We start from the raw sequence: 16,657 nt of genomic DNA on the forward strand, positions 1-16,657 counted from the left end.
AGGTCTCGATGGTAGGAAGGCATCAAAGAAATATGTATTCAAAATTCCAGACAATTTGGACTTTTATTCCTTGAATTTGGTAGTTTGGATTTTTCTTCCATAATTTAGTTAAATATGGAATCAATTTCCCTCGATGCAATAGACCTTCGCCTGCTGGATGCACTCCAGCGCGATGCCTCGCAGACCAACCAGCGCCTGGCCGCGGAGGTGGGCATTTCTCCACCCACGTGCCTGCGACGGGTGCAGCGCTTGCGCGAAGAAGGGCTGATCGAGCGACAGGTCGCGCTGCTCTCGCCCGACCGGCTTGCCGCGGTGCTGGGTCACGGCTTGCAGGCGGTGGTCGAAATCTCGCTGGACCGGCAGGACGCCGGCTCGCTCGACGCCTTCGAGGCGCGCGTGATCGCCGACGATGCGGTGCAGCAGTGCTGGCGCGTGTCGCCGGGGCCGGACTTCGTGTTGGTGGTGGCCGCGCGCGACATGCCGGACTACGCCGCTTTGACGCAACGACTGTTCACGGCCGATGCCAATGTGCGCAACGTCAAGGCGTTCTTCAGCCTCAAGCGTGCGAAGTTCGAGCCTCGGGTGCCGCTGAGTTGAAGTGTTTGGGGGCTGCTGCTCTGTTGGGCGCTGCTGCTGTTCAGGGCGATCGTTGATCGCAGGATCAATAGCGGCGTGCCCATGTGCGAATGACGCCGGGTGCTCCCCGCAGCGAAATAAAGGAGGAGGGGCGCGCAGCGCCCCGGGGGACATTCGCGGAGGGGAGCACCCGGTGTCATTCGCACTCGCCCTGAATGAACCCGATCCCGAGCCCGATCCCGCCCCGAACAACAGCGCGCTTCTCAGGCCTTGGGCTTCTTCTGCGGCCGCTTCCAGTTGGGAAAGCTCACCGGCTTGCTGCGCGCCACAGTCAGCGCCCCAGGCTCAGTCGACTTGTTGATCGTCGAGCCACCACCGATGGTGCCGCCCGCACCCAAGGTGATCGGTGCCACCAACACGCAGTTGCTGCCCACGTGCACGTCGGCCTCGATCACCGTGCGGTGCTTGTTCGCGCCGTCGTAGTTGGCCGTGATGCTGCCCGCGCCGTAGTTCACGCGTTCGCCCACGGTGGCGTCGCCCAGATAGGCCAGGTGGTTGGCCTTGGCACCGGCCGCGAGGGTCGAGTTCTTGACCTCGACGAAGTTGCCGATGTGCACCTCGGCACCGAGTTGCGCACCGGGCCGCAGCCGCGCGAAAGGGCCGATCAACGCCCGCTCACCCACCGTCACGCCAGCCTTCTCGCCTTCGATGTGAGTGAACGGATGAATCACCGCACCAGCCTCGATGCGCGCATTGGCAATCACGCAGTTGGCGCCGATGCGCACGCCCTCACCCAGCGACACCACGCCCTCGAACACGCAATTGACGTCGATCTCCACATCCGCCCCGCAGGCCAGCGTGCCGCGCAGGTCGAAACGCGCCGGATCGGCCAGGCGCACACCCTGCTCCATCAGCGCATTCGCCTGCCGCAATTGCCATGCGCGTTCGAGCGCCGCAAGCTGGGCCGGGCTGTTGATGCCGGCCACCTGCAGCGCATCGGTCGTGATGTGCGCGACCACGGGCACGCCGTCGGCCGAGGCCAGCTTGACGACGTCGGTCAGGTAGTACTCGCCCTGCGCATTGCGGTTGTCCAGCCGCGCGAGCCAACCCTTGAGCAGGCGTGCCGGCACGGCCATCACGCCACTGTAGATCTCGCGCACGGCGCGCTGTGCTTCGGTCGCGTCCTTGTGCTCGACGACTGCCGTCACTTCGCCCTGCCCCGTCGCGCGGATCACACGGCCGTAGCCGGTCGGGTCGTCGAATTCGATGGTCAGCAGCGCGAGGCGCTGGCCGGCGCTGGCGGCGATCAGGGCGCGCAGGGTGTCTTCACCGATCAGCGGCACGTCGCCCGACAGCACGACCACCGTGCCGTCGTCCGGCAGCAGTGGCGCGGCCTGCTGCACCGCGTGGCCAGTGCCGAGCTGCGGCTCCTGCCGCGCAAAGCGCAGCGTCGAACCCTCGATGCCACCGGCCATGGCCGCCTCGACCTCGGCCGCACCGTGGCCCGTCACCATCACCACATGCCGTGCGCCGATGCGCGCGGCGGTGGCGGCCACATGCGCCAGCAGTGCGCGGCCGCCCAATCGATGCAACACTTTGGGCAATTTGCTCTTCATGCGTGTGCCCTTGCCGGCCGCCATGATGACGACGTCGACCGGCCCCAGGTTGTCTTGTTGCGGAGTCTGATTCATGCGTTTTTCTTCCCGAATGCGTTGCGCGGAACTGGCGCGGATTATCGGCGTGCTGCTGTTGGCCGCTTCCCTCGGGGCCTGCAGCGCGATCAAGCTGGCCTACAACAACCTGCCCGAGCTGAGCTACTGGTGGCTCGACGGCTACCTCGATTTCGATGGCACGCAGACGCCCAAGGTGCGCGACGAGCTGGCGCAACTGCTGGTCTGGCACCGCCAGAACGAGCTGCCCCGCGTCGCCTCGCTGCTACAGGAAGCGCAGGCGCTGGCGCCCGGCGAGGTGACGCCGGCACAAGCCTGCGCGATGGCCGATCAGGTCCGCGAACGCCTGCTGGCCGTGACCGAGCGCGCGGAGCCGGCCGGCACCGAACTCGCGCTGAGCCTGACCGACGCGCAATTGCAGCAACTGGAGCGCAAGTACGCAAAGAACAACGCCACCTACCGCAAGGAGTGGCTGGACCGCACGCCAGCGCAGGTTCAGGAAAAGCGCTACGACCAATTCCTCGACCGCGCCGAAGACTTCTATGGCCGATTGACGGCGGAGCAGCGCGAGCTTTTGAAGCAGCAGGTCGCGCAGTCGGTGTTCAACCCACAGCTGGCGGACGCCGAGCGCCGCAAGCGCCAGCAGGAGGCGCTGGTGCTCTTGCGCGGCTTCAGCGCCAACAAGCCGTCGCCGGCCGAGGCACGCGCCGCGCTTCATGCGTACATCCAGCGCATCGCCGATCCACCGCCCGGCCCCTGGCGCGACCAGCAGCAGGCGCTGCTTCAGGAAGGCTGCCGCAACACGGCGGTGATGCACAACGGCACCAGTGCCAGCCAGCGCGAACAGGCGGTGCGCCGGCTGCAGGCCTATCAGAACGACCTGCGCCAGTTGATGGCCGCGCGCTGACTGACGCCGGGCATCGGATCAGATCAACGGCGTCGGGCGCAGGGGGCGCTCGAAGTAGTCGCCCAGCGTTTCGAGCGCATGCGGCTCCAGGATGCGCAGCCAGCCCGCATCGAGCTTGTAGAGCCCCAGGCGCTGCAGCCGGCGCAGCGTCTTGTTGGTGTGCACCAGCGAGAGCCCGAGCGCATCGGCGATGTGCTGCTGGTTGAACGGAAACTCGACCCAGCCGTCGCGCACCATGCCCACGCGGTCGGCGCGCCGGTACAGGTGCATCAGCAGCATGGCCACGCGCTCGCCGGCGTTGCGACGGCCGGTGGTGACGAGGTTGTCGTCCACCATCTTTTCTTCGCGGGCGGCGAGCCAGGTGATGTCGTAGCCGAGCTTGGGCTGGGCATGGAACAGCGGCCAGAGCCGGTCGCGCGGAAAGGCGCACAGCGTGGCGTCTGTCACCGCCTCGACGCCGTGCGTCTGGCCTTCGGCGAATTCGTCCTGCAGGCCGATGAAATCGCCGGGCAGCAGGAAGCTGAGTATCTGCCGCCGGCCGTCGCTCAGGGTCTTGTAGCGAAAGGCCCATCCCGCGTAGAGCGTGAAAAGCTGCGTGCTCGGCCGGTGCTCGTCGACGATCGATCCACCCGCCTCGACACGCCGGATGCCGGCACGAAACGCCTGGATGGTCTTGAGCTCTTCATCGGACGCCGGAAGAAAGGCGTCGAGCCGGCGCAATGCGCAGCCGTCGCAGGGATTGATGCCCTGCGGAGGGGACATGGCCACGGGATAGTCCTCGAATTTCACGCGCCACTATAGGCTTTCCGCCTGTGTCTTTTGACATTTCGCCGGGGCCCGCGGCTGCCTAGACTTCGCACCGTTTCTCCCCTCCAAGACGCATGACAGAAGAATCCACGCCGCTCTACGAAGTCCTTTATTGCAGCACGCTCGCACAGGACCTGCCCCCGACCACCGTGGGCACCATCGCCAGCCAGGCCCGGGGGCGCAACGCCGAACTGGGCATCACGGGGCTGCTGGTCTTCGACGGCATGCGTTTCTGCCAGCACCTGGAAGGCCCGCGTGGCGCCGTCGATGCGCTGATGCAGCGCATCGAACAAGACCCCCGGCATGTCGGCGTGCGCGTGGTCTACGAAGCCCCGCTGGCAAGCCGCCGCTACACCGGCTTCGGCATGGGCCTGGCCGAAAGCGAGGGGCCCGATCTGATGGCCGGGGTGCATGCGCTGGACGGGGAAGTCGCCCTGAGGCATTTCCTGGCCCTGCTGCCCAGCTTCGACATCAACGGCTGAAAAAGCGAAAAAGCGGCCGAAGCCGCTTTTTTTGCCGTGGGAGGGATCAGGCGATCAGACCTGGTCCCAGGCGTAGGTCGCGCCGTAGCCGTCCCACGCTTCCATCACGATGCGCTGGCCGGCGGCCACCGTGAGCGATTCGCCGGGTGCGAGCACCAGGTCTTCGCTGGGGTTCTTCAGGGTTGCATCGGGCGTGACCCACACCCGGCCCTGCTTGACCCGCAGTACGCTGTTCGTGCGCGCCTTCAGGCTCATCGCCTCGCCGGGCGCGATCTGCCATGCACCGCGACGAACGGCCGGCGGAATGGCGGCGGTGGTACGGGCGGAAACGGGCAGGGAAGCGAGCGATGGGGTGGTGCAGACGGCGGTGGACATGATGAGGACTCCTGGGCTTGACCGAAGCGCATGACAAACAGAAGGCAATGGCGCGGTTCGGGAATGAATGATCGTTTCTATGGCGTTGGCAGTCCAATGAAAAGGAGGTAGCCTACTGATGCGGGTTCAGCATCAATCGATCCAAATGCCGAGCCGCCGCCCTTTGGTCATGTCCATGCAACATTCACAAACCCATTTGCGCTCCCGTCCGATCTCGGCGGGCCACCTGCGCGCCTTCGAGGCCGTGGCCCGGCACCTGAACTTCCGCGCCGCGGCGGAAGAAATGGCGCTGACCCAGTCAGCCGTGAGCCGCCAGATCCAGTCGCTGGAAGAAGAAGTGGGCGTGGGCCTGTTCCTGCGCCACACGCGGGCCGTGGAGTTGACGAGCGCGGGGGCGCAGTTGCTGCTCGCGGTGCAGCAGTCGCTGCCGCGCATCGACAACGCCGTGCGCCAGATCCGCCAGAGCGCGGGGCGCAAGAGCGTGACGCTGACCACTTTTGCCTCTTTCGCCTCGATGTGGCTGATTCCGCGGCTGGAAGCCTTCCAGCGCGACAACCCCGAGATCGACATCCGCATCGACGCCAGCGATGTGGCGGTCGACCTCGAAGTCGCCGACGTGGACATCGCCCTGCGCTACGGCCCGCCCGAGGTCATGCCGCCCACCGCCGTGCGCCTTTTCGGCGAAACGCTGACGCCGGTGGCCAGCCCCTGGCTCCTTAAGAGCAACCCGCCCATCAAGACGCCCGCCGACATCACCCGCTTCACGCTGATCGAGGCCGGCGATGCCCACCGCACGCACCTGGAATGGCTGACCTGGCGCCGCTGGTTCGAGGTGAACGGGCTGGAGCGCGCGCAGCCCAAGCGCTGGCTCTACTTCAACTACGCCTACCAGATGGTGCAGGCGGCCCTCACCGGACAGGGCGTGACGCTGGCGCGCAGCTCGCTGATTGCCGAAAGCCTGGCCAACGGCGACCTGGTCGAGGTGCTGCCGCAGCACCGCATGGATTCACCGATGGCCTACTGGCTCATCGCCGGGCCGCGCAACGCGCTGCGGCCCGAGATCAAGGCTTTTTGGGACTGGCTGCAGGCGCAGGCCATCACCACACGCGAGACCATTGGCGAGGTGCCAGACCCGGACACCGTCGACAACATCGACTAGAGCTGGTCAGCGGCCGCCGCCGGGCCGCCCCAAGGCGGGCCGCTCCTCCCCCTTGGGGGGAGTTACACGAAGTGAAAAGCCGGGGGGCTCAGGACGTCGGCCAGACGACGCCGTTGTCGTTGAGGATGGCGTCCAGCGGCAGGTCGTGCGCCTCGGGCTCGAAGTCGTCGAGAAAGCCGTTGGTGAAGCCCAGCCCCACCGTGAAAGGCCGAGGCTCCAGCGCCGCCAGCGTGCGGTCGTAGAAGCCGCCGCCGTAGCCCAGCCGGTAGCCACCCGCGCTGTAGCCCACGCAGGGCACGAACAGCAGGGTGGGCACGATCAGCTCGGTGTCCTTGGGCTTGGGAATGCCGTAGGCGTCTTCTTCCATCTGGCAGCCCGGATACCAGGCATGGAAGGTCAGGGTCTTGTGAACTTTGTTGATCACCGGCAGTCCGATGCGACGGCGCTGCGGTTCGTCGATGAGCTCGCCGTCTTCCTTCCAGCGATGCAGGGCCGGCAACGGATCGAACTCGCCCTTGATCGGCCAGTAGGCGCCGATCACGGTGTCGGGCCGGTTGACCAGCCAGATCCGCATGACACGCTGCAGCAGGTCGGCGCGTGTCAGCCGGTCGGGCATGGCCAGGCGTTGTTCGACCAATGCCTTGCGCAGTTGATCCTTCAGAAAACTCGCCGTCGCCGAAGTGTCGGCACCCTTTGACTTGTCCATAATCCCCCGATGCAGTTCCCAAGCATTTTGGCATCCACGCGCCGTCGCCCGCGCAGCGCAACACCCGCTTTGGTTTTTTCCGCTGTCCTGGCCCTCGCCGCGTTGCTTTCGCAGCAACCCGCCGCCGCCCAGAACAACACCAACGACGACGTGCTGGTCCAGATGAAACAGGCCTTCCAGCGCGGCGACAAGGCCCGCCTGACGGCCCTGCTGCCGCAAGCGCGCGGTCATGCCCTCGAACCTTGGGCCGCCTACTGGGAACTCAAGGCGCGCCTGCAGGAGGCCGACCCGAGCGAGGTGCAGAACTTCTTCGCCCGCTACCCCGGCACTTATCAAGAAGACCGCCTGCGCAACGACTGGCTGCTGCTGCTCGGCCAGCGCCGCGACTGGGACGGTTTCTCCGCATCGATCGCGGGCTTTCGCATGGGCGACGACGCGCAGGTGCGCTGCTACGCCACGCTGGTCGACACGCTGCGCTCCGGCACCGCCACGCAGGCGCAGGCCGACGAGGTGCGCCGCAACTGGTTCGCGCAGAAAGACTCCGACGACGGCTGCCTGACCGCCGCCGACCGCATGGTCGCGGCCCGCCTGATGTCGCCCAACGACGCCTGGAAAAAGGCCCGCCTGGCAATCGAGGCCAACCGCCCGCAGGCCGCGCGCGGCGCCGTCACCATCGCCGCGCCCGACGCGCTGCCGCTGTTCGAGGAACTCAACGCCAGCTCGGCCAAGTTCCTCGCAGGCCGCGCCTTCGTGGCCGTCAAGTCGCGCAAGGAACTGGTGGTGCTGGCGCTCATCAAGGTCGCCATTGCCGACCCCGAACTGGCCGCCTCGCAGCTCGACAGCAAATGGGGCCCGATGCTCTCGGCGGAAGAGCGCAACTGGATCTGGGGCACCATCGGCCGCCAGGCCGCCACCAAGCTCTGGCCGCAGGCCGGCACCTATTTCGCCAACGTCACCAAGAACAGTGACCTGTCGGACGACATGCTCGGCTGGCGCGTGCGCGCCGCGCTGCGCGCCGGCCAATGGAAAGAGGTGGCGCCCGCCATCAACGCCATGAGCGAAGCCTCGCAGCAAGACCCCACCTGGGTCTACTGGAAGGCCCGCGCACTGGCGGGTGCCGGCGGCGACGAACGCCGCGCCCAGGCCCGCGACCTCTATCAGGGCATTGCCGGCTCGCGCGGCTTCTACGAAATGCTGGCGCTCGAAGAGCTGGGTCAGCGCACGGTCGCGCCCACGCGCCCGGCGCCGCTCACGCCTGAAGAAAAGGCCGCGGCACGCAGCAACCCCGCGCTCAACCGTGGCCTCTACGCCATCGCGATCGGCCTGCGCTCCGAAGGCACGCGCGAGTGGAACTACGCCACCAACCTGCACGACAAGGGCGGCATGGACGACCGCGCGCTGCTGGCCGCCGCCGACTTCGCCTGCCAGCGCGAGGTGTGGGACCGCTGCATCAACACCAGCGAGCGCACCAAGGGCGTGGTCGACGTCGACCAGCGCTTCCCGATGCCCTTCCACGACACCGTGCTGCGCAAGGCCCAGGACATCGGCCTGGACCCCGCCTACGTCTACGGCCTGATCCGCCAGGAAAGCCGCTTCATCATGGACGCACGTTCGGGCGTCGGCGCCTCGGGCCTGATGCAGGTCATGCCCGCCACCGCACGCTGGACCGCCCGCAAGATCGGCATGACCGACTTCACGCCCGGCCAGATCAACGACCGCGAAACCAACATCACCATCGGCACCAACTACCTGAAGCTGGCGCTCGACGACTTCGACGGCTCCATGGCGCTGGCTGCCGCCGCCTACAACGCCGGCCCCGGCCGTCCGCGCAACTGGCGCAACGGCCCGGTGATCGAAGCCGCCATCTGGGCCGAGAACGTGCCCTTCAGCGAAACCCGCGACTATGTGAAGAAGGTGCTGGCCAACACCACCAACTACGCCGCCATCATCAGCGGCCGTCCGCAATCGCTGAAGGAGCGCCTTGGCCGCGTGGGCCCGCGCGACGCTGCAGAGCCCGAGCCCAACAAAGACCTGCCCTGAGTTCCGCTGCTGAAATGAGCTGGCGCGACGAAGTCCTGAACACCATTGCGTCCGAGTTCTCGGACGTGACGGACGTCGCACAGCTCACGCGCATCGTGCTGCGCCTCACGCTCGCAGCGGTGCTGGGCTTCGTGCTCGGCTTCGAGCGCGAACAGCAGGGCAAGGCGGCAGGCGTGCGCACCCACATGCTGGTGGCCATCGGCTCGGCGATGTTCGTGCTGATTCCACAGCAGACCGGCATCGTGCCGGCCGACATGAGCCGCGTGATCCAGGGGCTGGTGGCGGGCGTGGGCTTTCTGTGCGCCGGCACCATCCTCAAGCAGGGCAAGGACGAATCCCATGTGCAGGGCCTGACCACCGCCGCGGGCCTGTGGATGACGGCCGCGATCGGCATGGCCTGCGGGCTTGGGCGTGAAGCCACCGCCGTGCTGAGCGCCCTGCTGGCGCTGGCGGTGCTGTCGCTGGTGCCGCGCCTCGTGAACGGAGTCGAACGCGTGATCGGCCCGTCGCGCGCCAACGGGAACGGCAATGGCGAAGCGCAGGCTGCGCCGCGCGTGATCGCCTCGCCGGACGACACGCCCCGCACCTGACACCGGCGGCTCGCAAGACAGCGAGCATCAATTCGCGCCGCGTTGGGCATCAATTGCGGCGCGCGGCCGGGCTAGCATCGAAGGTTTGAATTCGCAACGAACCAGAGGCCCCTGATGCGCAAGCTCTATATCGGCAACAAGAATTACTCGTCGTGGTCCATGCGCCCCTGGGTGCTCATGAAGCAGGCCGGCATCGCCTTCGACGAGGTGATGGTGCGCTTCGATTCCTTCGAGGCCACATCGAAGTTCAAGAACACCATCGGCTCGCTGAACCCGGTGGCCAAGGTGCCTGTGCTGGTGGATGGCGACCTGGTGATCTGGGACACCCTCGCCATCGCCGAGTACCTGGCCGAGACCTTCCCCGACAAGCAGCTGTGGCCTGCGAAGGCGGCCGATCGCGCCCGCGCACGCAGCGTCTGCGCCGAGATGCATTCGGGTTTCGGTGGCCTGCGCGGCCACTGCGGCATGAACATCGAGGCTTCGCTGCCCGAGGTCGGCGCGAAGCTGTTGCGCGAGCAGCCCGAAGTGGCCAGCGACCTGGAACGCATCGTGCAGATGTGGAGCGGCCTGCTCGACGCGCACGGCGGCCCGATGCTGTTCGGCGAGTTCGGCATTGCCGACGCCTACTTCGCGCCCGTCGGCACGCGCATCAAGACTTATGGATTGCCGGTGCCGGCCGCCATCACGGCCTACATCGAGCGCGTGCAAGCACTGCCGGGCATCAAGGCCTGGATCGACGATGGACTGGCGGAAAAAGACTTCCTGCAGTTCGAAGAGCCTTACCGCCAGTCACGCTGAGCGCGGTCAACGCGACATGTGCGGCAAGGCTTTCGGAGCAGGGCCGGATCAGAACCGGTAGGTTGCCGACACGTAGGTGACGATCGGGTTCAGCTTCAGGCTGGCTTCGCTGTTGGCAACCGGGAAGCCGGTGATCGAGGTCGTCGTCAGCTTGGCCTTGGTCTTCAGCGGGATGTAGGACACCGAGAACGAGATGCCCCAGTGCTTGTCGAACTGGTAGGCCGCACCGACGTTGATCACGGGCGCGAACGAGCTGTCGAGCTTGGCGGTGGTGTTCACCGAATACGGCGACTGGTGGAACTGGCTGGCCAGCGCACCTTGCAGGTTCGAGGTCAGGTTCACGTTGCTGTACCAGACGTAGGTGGCGCCCAGGCCCACGAACGGACGGAAAGCGGCGTTGCCGTCATTGAAGAAGTACTTGCCCAGGATGGTCGGGCTCCACTGGCGGGCCTCGCCGAGCTGGCCCACACGGCCCAGCGTGCCGGTGCCGTTGAGCTTGAACTTCGGCGGCACGCCGAACACGCCTTCCACCGCCCAATGGCTGTCCAGGAAATAGGTCGCATTGAGGCCCAGGGTGTCTGAATCGCTCACGCTGGCGCCCGAACCGGGCAGCACGCTCTGCACCGGCGCGGTCACGGTCAGCGGCTTGCTCGAATCCTGTGGCGACAGATGAAACCAGCCCGCGCCGATCACCAGGTCGCCGGCCTGTTGCGCAAACGCGCTGCCGGACGCCAAGGCACCCAGAGCCGCCAGCGCAAACATTGTTTTCTTCATGATGTGAATGCTCCTTTGGTTGAAAAATCCCGTCGACACAGCGCGAGGCCGTGGCTGGCGCTGCGTTCGAAAAAACAGAACGAACGTTCGTTCTGTTTGCGGCCGATATTATCGAACGCTCGTTCTATTTAGCGGTTGGGGGTATCCCTATCGCTCATCCCCGGCTAATTCCTCGGCGCCCCATCCCTACACTGCGACCATGAAAATCTTTCTCGTCGGCGGCGCCGTTCGCGACCGGCTGCTCGGGCGGCCCGTGTCCGACCACGACTGGCTGGTGGTGGGCGCCACGCCCGAAGAAATGGTGGCCCGCGGCTACCTGCCCGTGGGCCGCGACTTTCCGGTGTTCCTGCACCCCGAGACGCGCGAGGAATACGCGCTGGCCCGCACCGAGCGCAAGAGCGCGCCCGGCTATCGCGGCTTCACCGTGCATGCCGCGCCCGATGTCACGCTCGAAGAAGACCTCGCACGCCGCGACCTGACCGTCAATGCCATCTCCCTGCCGGCCGAGCTGGTAGGCGCCGACGGCCAATTCGAACCCGACCCCGAAAAACTGGCCGACCCCTTCCACGGCCAACGCGACCTGCGCGACAAGGTGCTGCGCCACGTGACCGACGCCTTCCGCGAAGACCCGGTGCGCATCCTGCGCGTGGCGCGCTTTGCCGCGCGCTTCGACGACTTCACGGTCGCGCCCGACACGATGGCGCTGATGCGCGAGATGGTCGAGGCCGGCGAAGCCGATGCGCTGGTGCCCGAGCGCGTGTGGCAGGAGCTGTCGCGCGGCCTGATGGAAACGCGCCCGTCGCGCATGTTCGAGGTGCTGCGCGAATGCGGTGCGCTGGCGGTGCTGCTGCCGGAAGTCGAGGCCAGCGCGCAACGCATGCGGACCGTCGACACGGCCGCCCGGCTGCAGGCGTCGCTGGCGGTGCGCTTCGCGTGCCTGGTGCATGACCTCGGCGACGAGAAGCAGAGCGTCGCGCTGCTGCAGAAGGTGTGCGACCGCTGGCGCATACCGGTGGACATTCGCGAACTCGCCGAGGTGGTGGCGCGCGAGCACGGCCACATCCACCGCAGCGCCGAACTCGACGCAGCCCCATTGGTGAGGCTGCTGGAGCGCTGCGATGCCTTTCGCAAGCCCGCGCGCTTTGCCGAGGCACTGTTGGCCTGCGAGTCGATTGCGCGGGGCCTGCCCGGCCTCGAGGACGCGCCCTACCCGCCGCGCGCGCGGCTGCTCGCGGTGCTGGCGACCGCGGCCGCCGTTGCCACCGACGTCGTCGCGCGCCAGGCCCAGCAGGCCGGCGCGGCAGGTCCGCAGATCGGCGAAGCGATCCACCTCGCCCGCGTCGAAGCGGTTGCCGCATCGCTGGCCTGAAGACACCCCGCTGCCCGGCGTCCACATCGCGGCCCCCGCCGCGAAAGACCTTCGACTTTGGCCGACACGCGCGCCGCGCAGCCCGTGTTAAGGTTTTTCGCAATGCCAAAGTCCTCTTCCGGCAACGCTCAGTTGCCTCCTCCGCCGGGCCGGGACACCGCCCTTTTCCTCGACTTCGACGGCACGCTGGTCGGGCTCGCGCCCACCCCCGAGGCCATCGAGATTCCACCCGCCCTCGTTCCCCTGCTCAGTGATCTGCGCGACCTGCTCGGCGGCGCGCTGGCCGTGGTGTCGGGCCGGCAGATCGATGCCATCGACCGCTTTCTCGCGCCGCTGCGGCTGCCCGTGGCCGGCGAGCACGGCGTGCAACGCCGCAATGCCGAAGGCCACATGCAGGAGCAGGGCGCGCCCGACCTGTTGCCCGTTCTCGACATCGCCAACGAACTGGCACGCGTGCACGAAGGCCTGCTGGTGGAGCGCAAGCACGCCGCCATCGCGCTGCACTACCGGCTCGCGCCGCAGCTCGAAGCCGTGTGCCGCGACGCCATGTCGCGCGCCATCCAGGGCCATCCGGCGCTCGAACTCATGCACGGCAAGTTCGTGTTCGAGGTCAAGCCCGCGGGCATCAACAAGGGCATTGCCATCGATGCCTTCATGAACGAGGCGCCCTTCGCGGGCCGCACGCCGTTCTTTGCGGGCGACGACACCACCGACGAGAGCGGCTTTGCCGTGGTGCAGCCGCGCGGCGGCATCGCCATCAAGGTCGGCACCGGGCCCAGCCTGGCGCTGCACCGCCTCGAATCGCCGCGCGCCGTCTACGAATGGCTGGTGCAGGCACGCGACGTGCTGGCTGCGCCCCACACCCCGACCACCGAAGAATCCCCGAGGAGCCCTGGATGAGCGAACAACAACTGCCGAAGGCCCCTGAAGACCGTGCCAACCAAGCCATGGCCGGTGCGGCCGGCCCCGACGACCGCGCGCCGGTCGATGTGCAGGCCGCCGCGGCCCCCGGACCGCGCGGCTTTGCGCCGCCGGCCGAGCCGTCGCTCAACGTCGGCGTGATCGGCAACTGCGCCTACAGCGCGCTCATCGATGCACGCGGCCGCGCCGTCTGGTGCTGCCTGCCGCGCTTCGACGGCGATCCGGTGTTCAACGCCCTGCTGCATCCCGGCGAAGGTGCCGGCGCGTGGAGCATCGACATCGAAGATTTTGCGGAAGCCAAGCAGTGGTACGAGCCGAACACCGCCGTGCTGCGCACGCAGCTCTTCGACAGTGCCGGCCAGGGCATCGAGATCACCGACTTCGCGCCGCGCTTTCACAGCCGCTCACGCTACTTTCGCCCGCTGATGATGGTGCGCCGCGTGCGGCCGATTGCCGGTGCGCCGCGCATCCGCGTGTCGCTCGATCCGCGCTTCCAGTGGGGCGCGTCCGAGCCGGTGGAGGTGACGCGCGGCAGCAACCACATCCGTTACGTCGGGCCCGACCTGACGCTGCGCCTGAACACCGACGCATCGATCTCGCACATCCTCGCGCGCCAGCCCTTCGTGATCTCGCGCGAATACAACTTCATGTTCGGCGTGGACGAGACGCTGCTCGACGGCATCGCCGACACGGCGCGCCGCTTCGAGCAGGAGACCATCGCCTACTGGCGCACCTGGAGCAAGCGCCTGGCCATTCCCTTCGAGTACCAGGACGCAGTGATACGCGCGGCCATCACGCTCAAGCTCTCGCTGTACGAAGACACCGGCGCCATCGTCGCCGCCATGACCACCAGCATTCCCGAGGCGCCGGGCAGCCAGCGCAACTGGGACTACCGCTACTGCTGGCTGCGCGATGCATTTTTCGTGGTGCGCGCGCTCAACTCGCTGAGCGAAGTGGGCACGATGGAAGACTACCTGCGCTGGCTGGGCAACGTGGTGATCGGCTCGCATGGCGAGCACATCCAGCCGCTGTACGGCATCGGGCTTGAGCGCGAGCTGCCCGAGTCTTTTGTCGAAGGGCTCGACGGCTACCGGGGCATGGGCCCGGTGCGCGTGGGCAACCAGGCGCAAGAGCACTTCCAGCACGACGTGTACGGCAACATCGTGCTCGGTGCAGCGCAGGCTTTTCATGACCATCGCCTCTTGAGCCGCGCGGGCGTGGCGGAGTTTCCGCACCTCGAAGCAGTCGGTGAACAGGCGGTGCGCGTCTACGGCACGCCCGACGCCGGCATGTGGGAGCTGCGCACGCGCGCCCGAGTGCACACCAGCTCGGCACTGATGAGCTGGGCCGCCTGCGACCGGCTGGCCAAGATCGCGCGCACGCTGGAGCTGCCCGATCGCGCCGCCTACTGGCACGGCCATGCCTCGCGCATGAAGGAAGAGATCCTCACCAAGTCGTGGTGCGAAGAACGCCAGGCCTTCGCCGAGAGCTTCGGCGGCCACGAACTCGACGCGAGCATCCTGCTGATGGTCGAGGTCGGCCTGATCGATGCGCGCGACCCGCGCTTCATCTCCACCGTCGACGCCATGGAAAAGTCGCTGTGCGACGGCCCCTACATGCGCCGCTACGAAGCGGCCGACGACTTCGGCAAGCCCGAGACCGCCTTCAACATCTGCACCTTCTGGCGCATCGACGCGCTCGCCAAGATCGGCCGCAAGGCCGAGGCGCGCCAGATCTTCGAGACCATGCTGGCGGCGCGCAATCCGCTGGGGCTGCTGTCGGAAGACACGCACCCGGTCACGGGCGAGATGTGGGGCAACTTTCCGCAGACCTATTCGATGGTCGGCATCATCAACGCGGCCGTGCGCCTGTCCACGCCCTGGGATTCGTGCATATGAGTCGGCTCGTCGTCATTTCCAACCGCGTGGCCGACCCGCGCAAGCCGGCCGCCGGCGGGCTGGCCGTCGCGCTCGGCGAGAGCCTGCAGCAAAGCGGCGGCCTGTGGTTCGGCTGGAGCGGACAGATCGTCGAAGGCGGCCCCACGGGCGAAGGCGAGATGCACAGGCAGCAGGCCGGCAAGGTCACGCTCGCCACGCTCGACCTGAGCCGCGAGGACCACGACAGCTACTACCTGGGCTACAGCAACGACGTGTTGTGGCCGGTGTTCCACAACCGCCTGGACCTCGCGCACTTCGATGCCGGCTTCATCGGCGGCTACCGGCGCGTGAACCAGTTGTTCGCGCGCAAGCTGCTGCCGCTGCTGAAAGACGACGACATCATCTGGATCCACGACTACCACCTGATGCCGCTGGCCGCCGAGCTGCGCGCCATGGGTTGCAGGCAGCGCATCGGTTTCTTCCTGCACATTCCGCTGCCGCCGCAGATCATCATCGCGGCCATTCCTCAGCATGAGTGGCTGATGCGTTCGCTGTTCTCGTACGACCTGATCGGCTTTCAGGCGCAGCAGGACGTGCAGCACTTCGAGCACTACGTGCGCAACGAGGCCCACGGCCAGTACCTGGGCAACGACATGTACCGCGCCTACGGGCAGACGGTGCGCTGCAGCGCCTTCCCGATCGGCATCGACGTGGACGAGTTCGCCGCGCTCACGCACGCGAAGGAAGCGCGCGACATGTACGAGACCATGAAGCGCGAGTATTCGAGCCGCCGGCTGCTGCTGGGCATCGACCGGCTCGACTATTCCAAGGGCATTCCGCAGCGCGTACGCGCGTTCCGCGAGCTGTTGGCCAACTACCCGGAGAACCGGCGCAGCGCCACGCTGATCCAGATCGCCTCGCCCACGCGAGAGACGGTCGATGCGTATGCCGACATCCGGCGCGAACTCGAATCACTGTGCGGTGCCATCAACGGCGACTACGGCGAACTCGATTGGATGCCGGTGCGCTACATCCACCGCATGGTGGCGCGCAAGCGCGTGCCGGGGCTGTGCCGCGCGGCTGCGGTCGGGCTGGTGACGCCGCTGCGCGACGGCATGAACCTGGTAGCCAAGGAATACATCGCGGCGCAGGACCCGGCGGATCCTGGGGTTCTTGTGTTGTCGCGTTTTGCCGGTGCTGCGGAGCAACTGAAAGAAGCGCTGCTGGTGAATCCGTACGACACGCACGGCACTGCGGAAACTGTGCAGCAGGCGCTGCAGATGCCGCTGGAAGAGCGGCGTGAACGACACCAGAAGTTGCTGTCGCGCATTCGCGAGCAGGACGTACATTGGTGGCGGCGCAGCTTTCTTGATGCGCTTCGCGAGGCTGCCAGCGAGCGCTGAGTCTTGTTTGTTCAGTGCTGCTGTTCAGGGCGGCACTCACGCCGACACGGTGCTCTTTTTCGCGAATGTCCCCCGCTTCGCTCCTCCTTTATTTCGCGAAAAAGAGCCCCGTATCGACGTGAGCGCTCAGAGCAGTCGTTGATCGGCCGCAAACGCAGAGCGTGTCCATGTGCGAATGACACCAGGTGCTCCCCGCAGCGAAA

16 protein-coding genes are annotated in these 16,657 nt (G+C 66.9%); 11 read left to right on the top strand and 5 right to left on the bottom strand.

Annotated elements, in window-relative coordinates; all coding sequences use genetic code 11:
* Positions 1-114 precede the first annotated feature (114 nt).
* Positions 115-597 (top strand): Lrp/AsnC family transcriptional regulator, encoded by a 483-nt coding sequence (locus tag ACSFB7_RS06985; protein ID WP_435468426.1) that lies wholly within the window; start codon positions 115-117, stop codon positions 595-597.
* A gap of 242 nt (positions 598-839) precedes the next feature.
* Here the strand turns inward: ACSFB7_RS06985 and glmU are convergent, their stop codons facing one another.
* Entirely contained in the window at positions 840-2,267 is a 1,428-nt protein-coding gene (glmU, locus tag ACSFB7_RS06990; protein ID WP_435468428.1) for a bifunctional UDP-N-acetylglucosamine diphosphorylase/glucosamine-1-phosphate N-acetyltransferase GlmU, read from the bottom strand.
* Here glmU and ACSFB7_RS06995 point away from each other — a divergent pair.
* Complete coding sequence (locus ACSFB7_RS06995; RefSeq protein ID WP_435468430.1) at positions 2,266-3,153, top strand: DUF6279 family lipoprotein; 888 nt, start codon at positions 2,266-2,268, stop codon at positions 3,151-3,153. The genes glmU and ACSFB7_RS06995 overlap by 2 nt on opposite strands.
* A gap of 18 nt (positions 3,154-3,171) precedes the next feature.
* On the opposite strand, the gene ACSFB7_RS07000 is transcribed toward ACSFB7_RS06995, so the two are convergent.
* The gene (locus ACSFB7_RS07000; protein WP_435469937.1) at positions 3,172-3,915 is read right to left on the bottom strand and encodes a Crp/Fnr family transcriptional regulator; all 744 of its coding nucleotides are present in this window, start codon (positions 3,913-3,915) and stop codon (positions 3,172-3,174) included.
* A gap of 119 nt (positions 3,916-4,034) precedes the next feature.
* On the opposite strand from ACSFB7_RS07000, the gene ACSFB7_RS07005 reads away from it, so the two are divergent.
* Complete coding sequence (locus ACSFB7_RS07005; protein WP_435468432.1) at positions 4,035-4,442, top strand: BLUF domain-containing protein; 408 nt, start codon at positions 4,035-4,037, stop codon at positions 4,440-4,442.
* Positions 4,443-4,496: 54 nt separating this feature from the next.
* On the opposite strand, the gene ACSFB7_RS07010 is transcribed toward ACSFB7_RS07005, so the two are convergent.
* Complete coding sequence (locus ACSFB7_RS07010) at positions 4,497-4,817, bottom strand: DUF2917 domain-containing protein (protein WP_093245110.1); 321 nt, start codon at positions 4,815-4,817, stop codon at positions 4,497-4,499.
* A 175-nt stretch (positions 4,818-4,992) separates the two neighbouring features.
* On the opposite strand from ACSFB7_RS07010, the gene ACSFB7_RS07015 reads away from it, so the two are divergent.
* Complete coding sequence (locus tag ACSFB7_RS07015) at positions 4,993-5,976, top strand: LysR substrate-binding domain-containing protein (RefSeq protein ID WP_435468434.1); 984 nt, start codon at positions 4,993-4,995, stop codon at positions 5,974-5,976.
* Between the two features lie 88 nt (positions 5,977-6,064).
* Here the strand turns inward: ACSFB7_RS07015 and ACSFB7_RS07020 are convergent, their stop codons facing one another.
* Complete coding sequence (locus ACSFB7_RS07020; protein WP_435468436.1) at positions 6,065-6,682, bottom strand: 5-formyltetrahydrofolate cyclo-ligase; 618 nt, start codon at positions 6,680-6,682, stop codon at positions 6,065-6,067.
* 9 nt (positions 6,683-6,691) lie between these two features.
* Here ACSFB7_RS07020 and ACSFB7_RS07025 point away from each other — a divergent pair, with 9 nt between their 5' ends.
* The 3 genes from ACSFB7_RS07025 (at position 6,692) to ACSFB7_RS07035 (ending at position 10,110) form a co-directional block, all read left to right on the top strand.
* A complete protein-coding gene (locus ACSFB7_RS07025; RefSeq protein ID WP_435468438.1) occupies positions 6,692-8,722 on the top strand; it encodes a lytic transglycosylase domain-containing protein in 2,031 nt (676 codons plus the stop codon).
* Between the two features lie 14 nt (positions 8,723-8,736).
* On the top strand, positions 8,737-9,312 hold the full coding sequence (locus ACSFB7_RS07030) for an MgtC/SapB family protein (protein WP_435468440.1): 576 nt from the start codon (positions 8,737-8,739) through the stop codon (positions 9,310-9,312).
* A 114-nt stretch (positions 9,313-9,426) separates the two neighbouring features.
* On the top strand, positions 9,427-10,110 hold the full coding sequence (locus ACSFB7_RS07035; protein WP_435468442.1) for a glutathione S-transferase family protein: 684 nt from the start codon (positions 9,427-9,429) through the stop codon (positions 10,108-10,110).
* Positions 10,111-10,158: 48 nt separating this feature from the next.
* Here ACSFB7_RS07035 and ACSFB7_RS07040 read toward each other — a convergent pair whose 3' ends face one another.
* Positions 10,159-10,884, bottom strand: coding sequence for an OmpW/AlkL family protein (locus tag ACSFB7_RS07040; protein ID WP_435468444.1), 726 nt, complete (start codon positions 10,882-10,884; stop codon positions 10,159-10,161).
* A 199-nt stretch (positions 10,885-11,083) separates the two neighbouring features.
* On the opposite strand from ACSFB7_RS07040, the gene ACSFB7_RS07045 reads away from it, so the two are divergent.
* From ACSFB7_RS07045 to otsA, 4 genes are all read left to right on the top strand, one after another.
* Positions 11,084-12,253, top strand: coding sequence for a multifunctional CCA addition/repair protein (locus ACSFB7_RS07045; RefSeq protein WP_435468446.1), 1,170 nt, complete (start codon positions 11,084-11,086; stop codon positions 12,251-12,253).
* Between the two features lie 102 nt (positions 12,254-12,355).
* A complete protein-coding gene (gene otsB / locus ACSFB7_RS07050) occupies positions 12,356-13,153 on the top strand; it encodes a trehalose-phosphatase (RefSeq protein ID WP_435468448.1) in 798 nt (265 codons plus the stop codon).
* Positions 13,150-15,072: a glycoside hydrolase family 15 protein gene (locus ACSFB7_RS07055; RefSeq protein ID WP_435468450.1), complete on the top strand. Its 1,923-nt coding sequence runs from the start codon at positions 13,150-13,152 to the stop codon at positions 15,070-15,072. The genes otsB and ACSFB7_RS07055 overlap by 4 nt, the downstream gene beginning before the upstream one ends.
* Complete coding sequence (gene otsA / locus ACSFB7_RS07060; RefSeq protein WP_435468451.1) at positions 15,069-16,454, top strand: alpha,alpha-trehalose-phosphate synthase (UDP-forming); 1,386 nt, start codon at positions 15,069-15,071, stop codon at positions 16,452-16,454. The genes ACSFB7_RS07055 and otsA overlap by 4 nt, the downstream gene beginning before the upstream one ends.
* The last annotated feature ends 203 nt before the right edge of the window (positions 16,455-16,657 follow it).

The sequence above is a fragment of the Variovorax raffinosi genome, assembly GCF_051216615.1.
In the GTDB taxonomy this organism is placed as follows: Bacteria; Pseudomonadota; Gammaproteobacteria; order Burkholderiales; family Burkholderiaceae_C; genus Variovorax.

What these genes read in the sequence shown, in the direction of transcription:
- ACSFB7_RS07020 (WP_435468436.1), bottom strand. Translation starts at nt 6,682, where the DNA reads ATGGACAAGTCAAAGGGTGCCGACACTTCGGCGACGGCGAGTTTTCTG.
- otsB (WP_435468448.1), top strand. Translation starts at nt 12,356, where the DNA reads ATGCCAAAGTCCTCTTCCGGCAACGCTCAGTTGCCTCCTCCGCCGGGC.
- ACSFB7_RS06995 (WP_435468430.1), top strand. Translation starts at nt 2,266, where the DNA reads ATGCGTTTTTCTTCCCGAATGCGTTGCGCGGAACTGGCGCGGATTATC.
- ACSFB7_RS07025 (WP_435468438.1), top strand. Translation starts at nt 6,692, where the DNA reads ATGCAGTTCCCAAGCATTTTGGCATCCACGCGCCGTCGCCCGCGCAGC.
- ACSFB7_RS07055 (WP_435468450.1), top strand. Translation starts at nt 13,150, where the DNA reads ATGAGCGAACAACAACTGCCGAAGGCCCCTGAAGACCGTGCCAACCAA.
- ACSFB7_RS07010 (WP_093245110.1), bottom strand. Translation starts at nt 4,817, where the DNA reads ATGTCCACCGCCGTCTGCACCACCCCATCGCTCGCTTCCCTGCCCGTT.
- ACSFB7_RS06985 (WP_435468426.1), top strand. Translation starts at nt 115, where the DNA reads ATGGAATCAATTTCCCTCGATGCAATAGACCTTCGCCTGCTGGATGCA.
- ACSFB7_RS07030 (WP_435468440.1), top strand. Translation starts at nt 8,737, where the DNA reads ATGAGCTGGCGCGACGAAGTCCTGAACACCATTGCGTCCGAGTTCTCG.
- ACSFB7_RS07035 (WP_435468442.1), top strand. Translation starts at nt 9,427, where the DNA reads ATGCGCAAGCTCTATATCGGCAACAAGAATTACTCGTCGTGGTCCATG.
- ACSFB7_RS07040 (WP_435468444.1), bottom strand. Translation starts at nt 10,884, where the DNA reads ATGAAGAAAACAATGTTTGCGCTGGCGGCTCTGGGTGCCTTGGCGTCC.
- otsA (WP_435468451.1), top strand. Translation starts at nt 15,069, where the DNA reads ATGAGTCGGCTCGTCGTCATTTCCAACCGCGTGGCCGACCCGCGCAAG.
- ACSFB7_RS07000 (WP_435469937.1), bottom strand. Translation starts at nt 3,915, where the DNA reads ATGTCCCCTCCGCAGGGCATCAATCCCTGCGACGGCTGCGCATTGCGC.
- glmU (WP_435468428.1), bottom strand. Translation starts at nt 2,267, where the DNA reads ATGAATCAGACTCCGCAACAAGACAACCTGGGGCCGGTCGACGTCGTC.
- ACSFB7_RS07015 (WP_435468434.1), top strand. Translation starts at nt 4,993, where the DNA reads ATGCAACATTCACAAACCCATTTGCGCTCCCGTCCGATCTCGGCGGGC.
- ACSFB7_RS07045 (WP_435468446.1), top strand. Translation starts at nt 11,084, where the DNA reads ATGAAAATCTTTCTCGTCGGCGGCGCCGTTCGCGACCGGCTGCTCGGG.
- ACSFB7_RS07005 (WP_435468432.1), top strand. Translation starts at nt 4,035, where the DNA reads ATGACAGAAGAATCCACGCCGCTCTACGAAGTCCTTTATTGCAGCACG.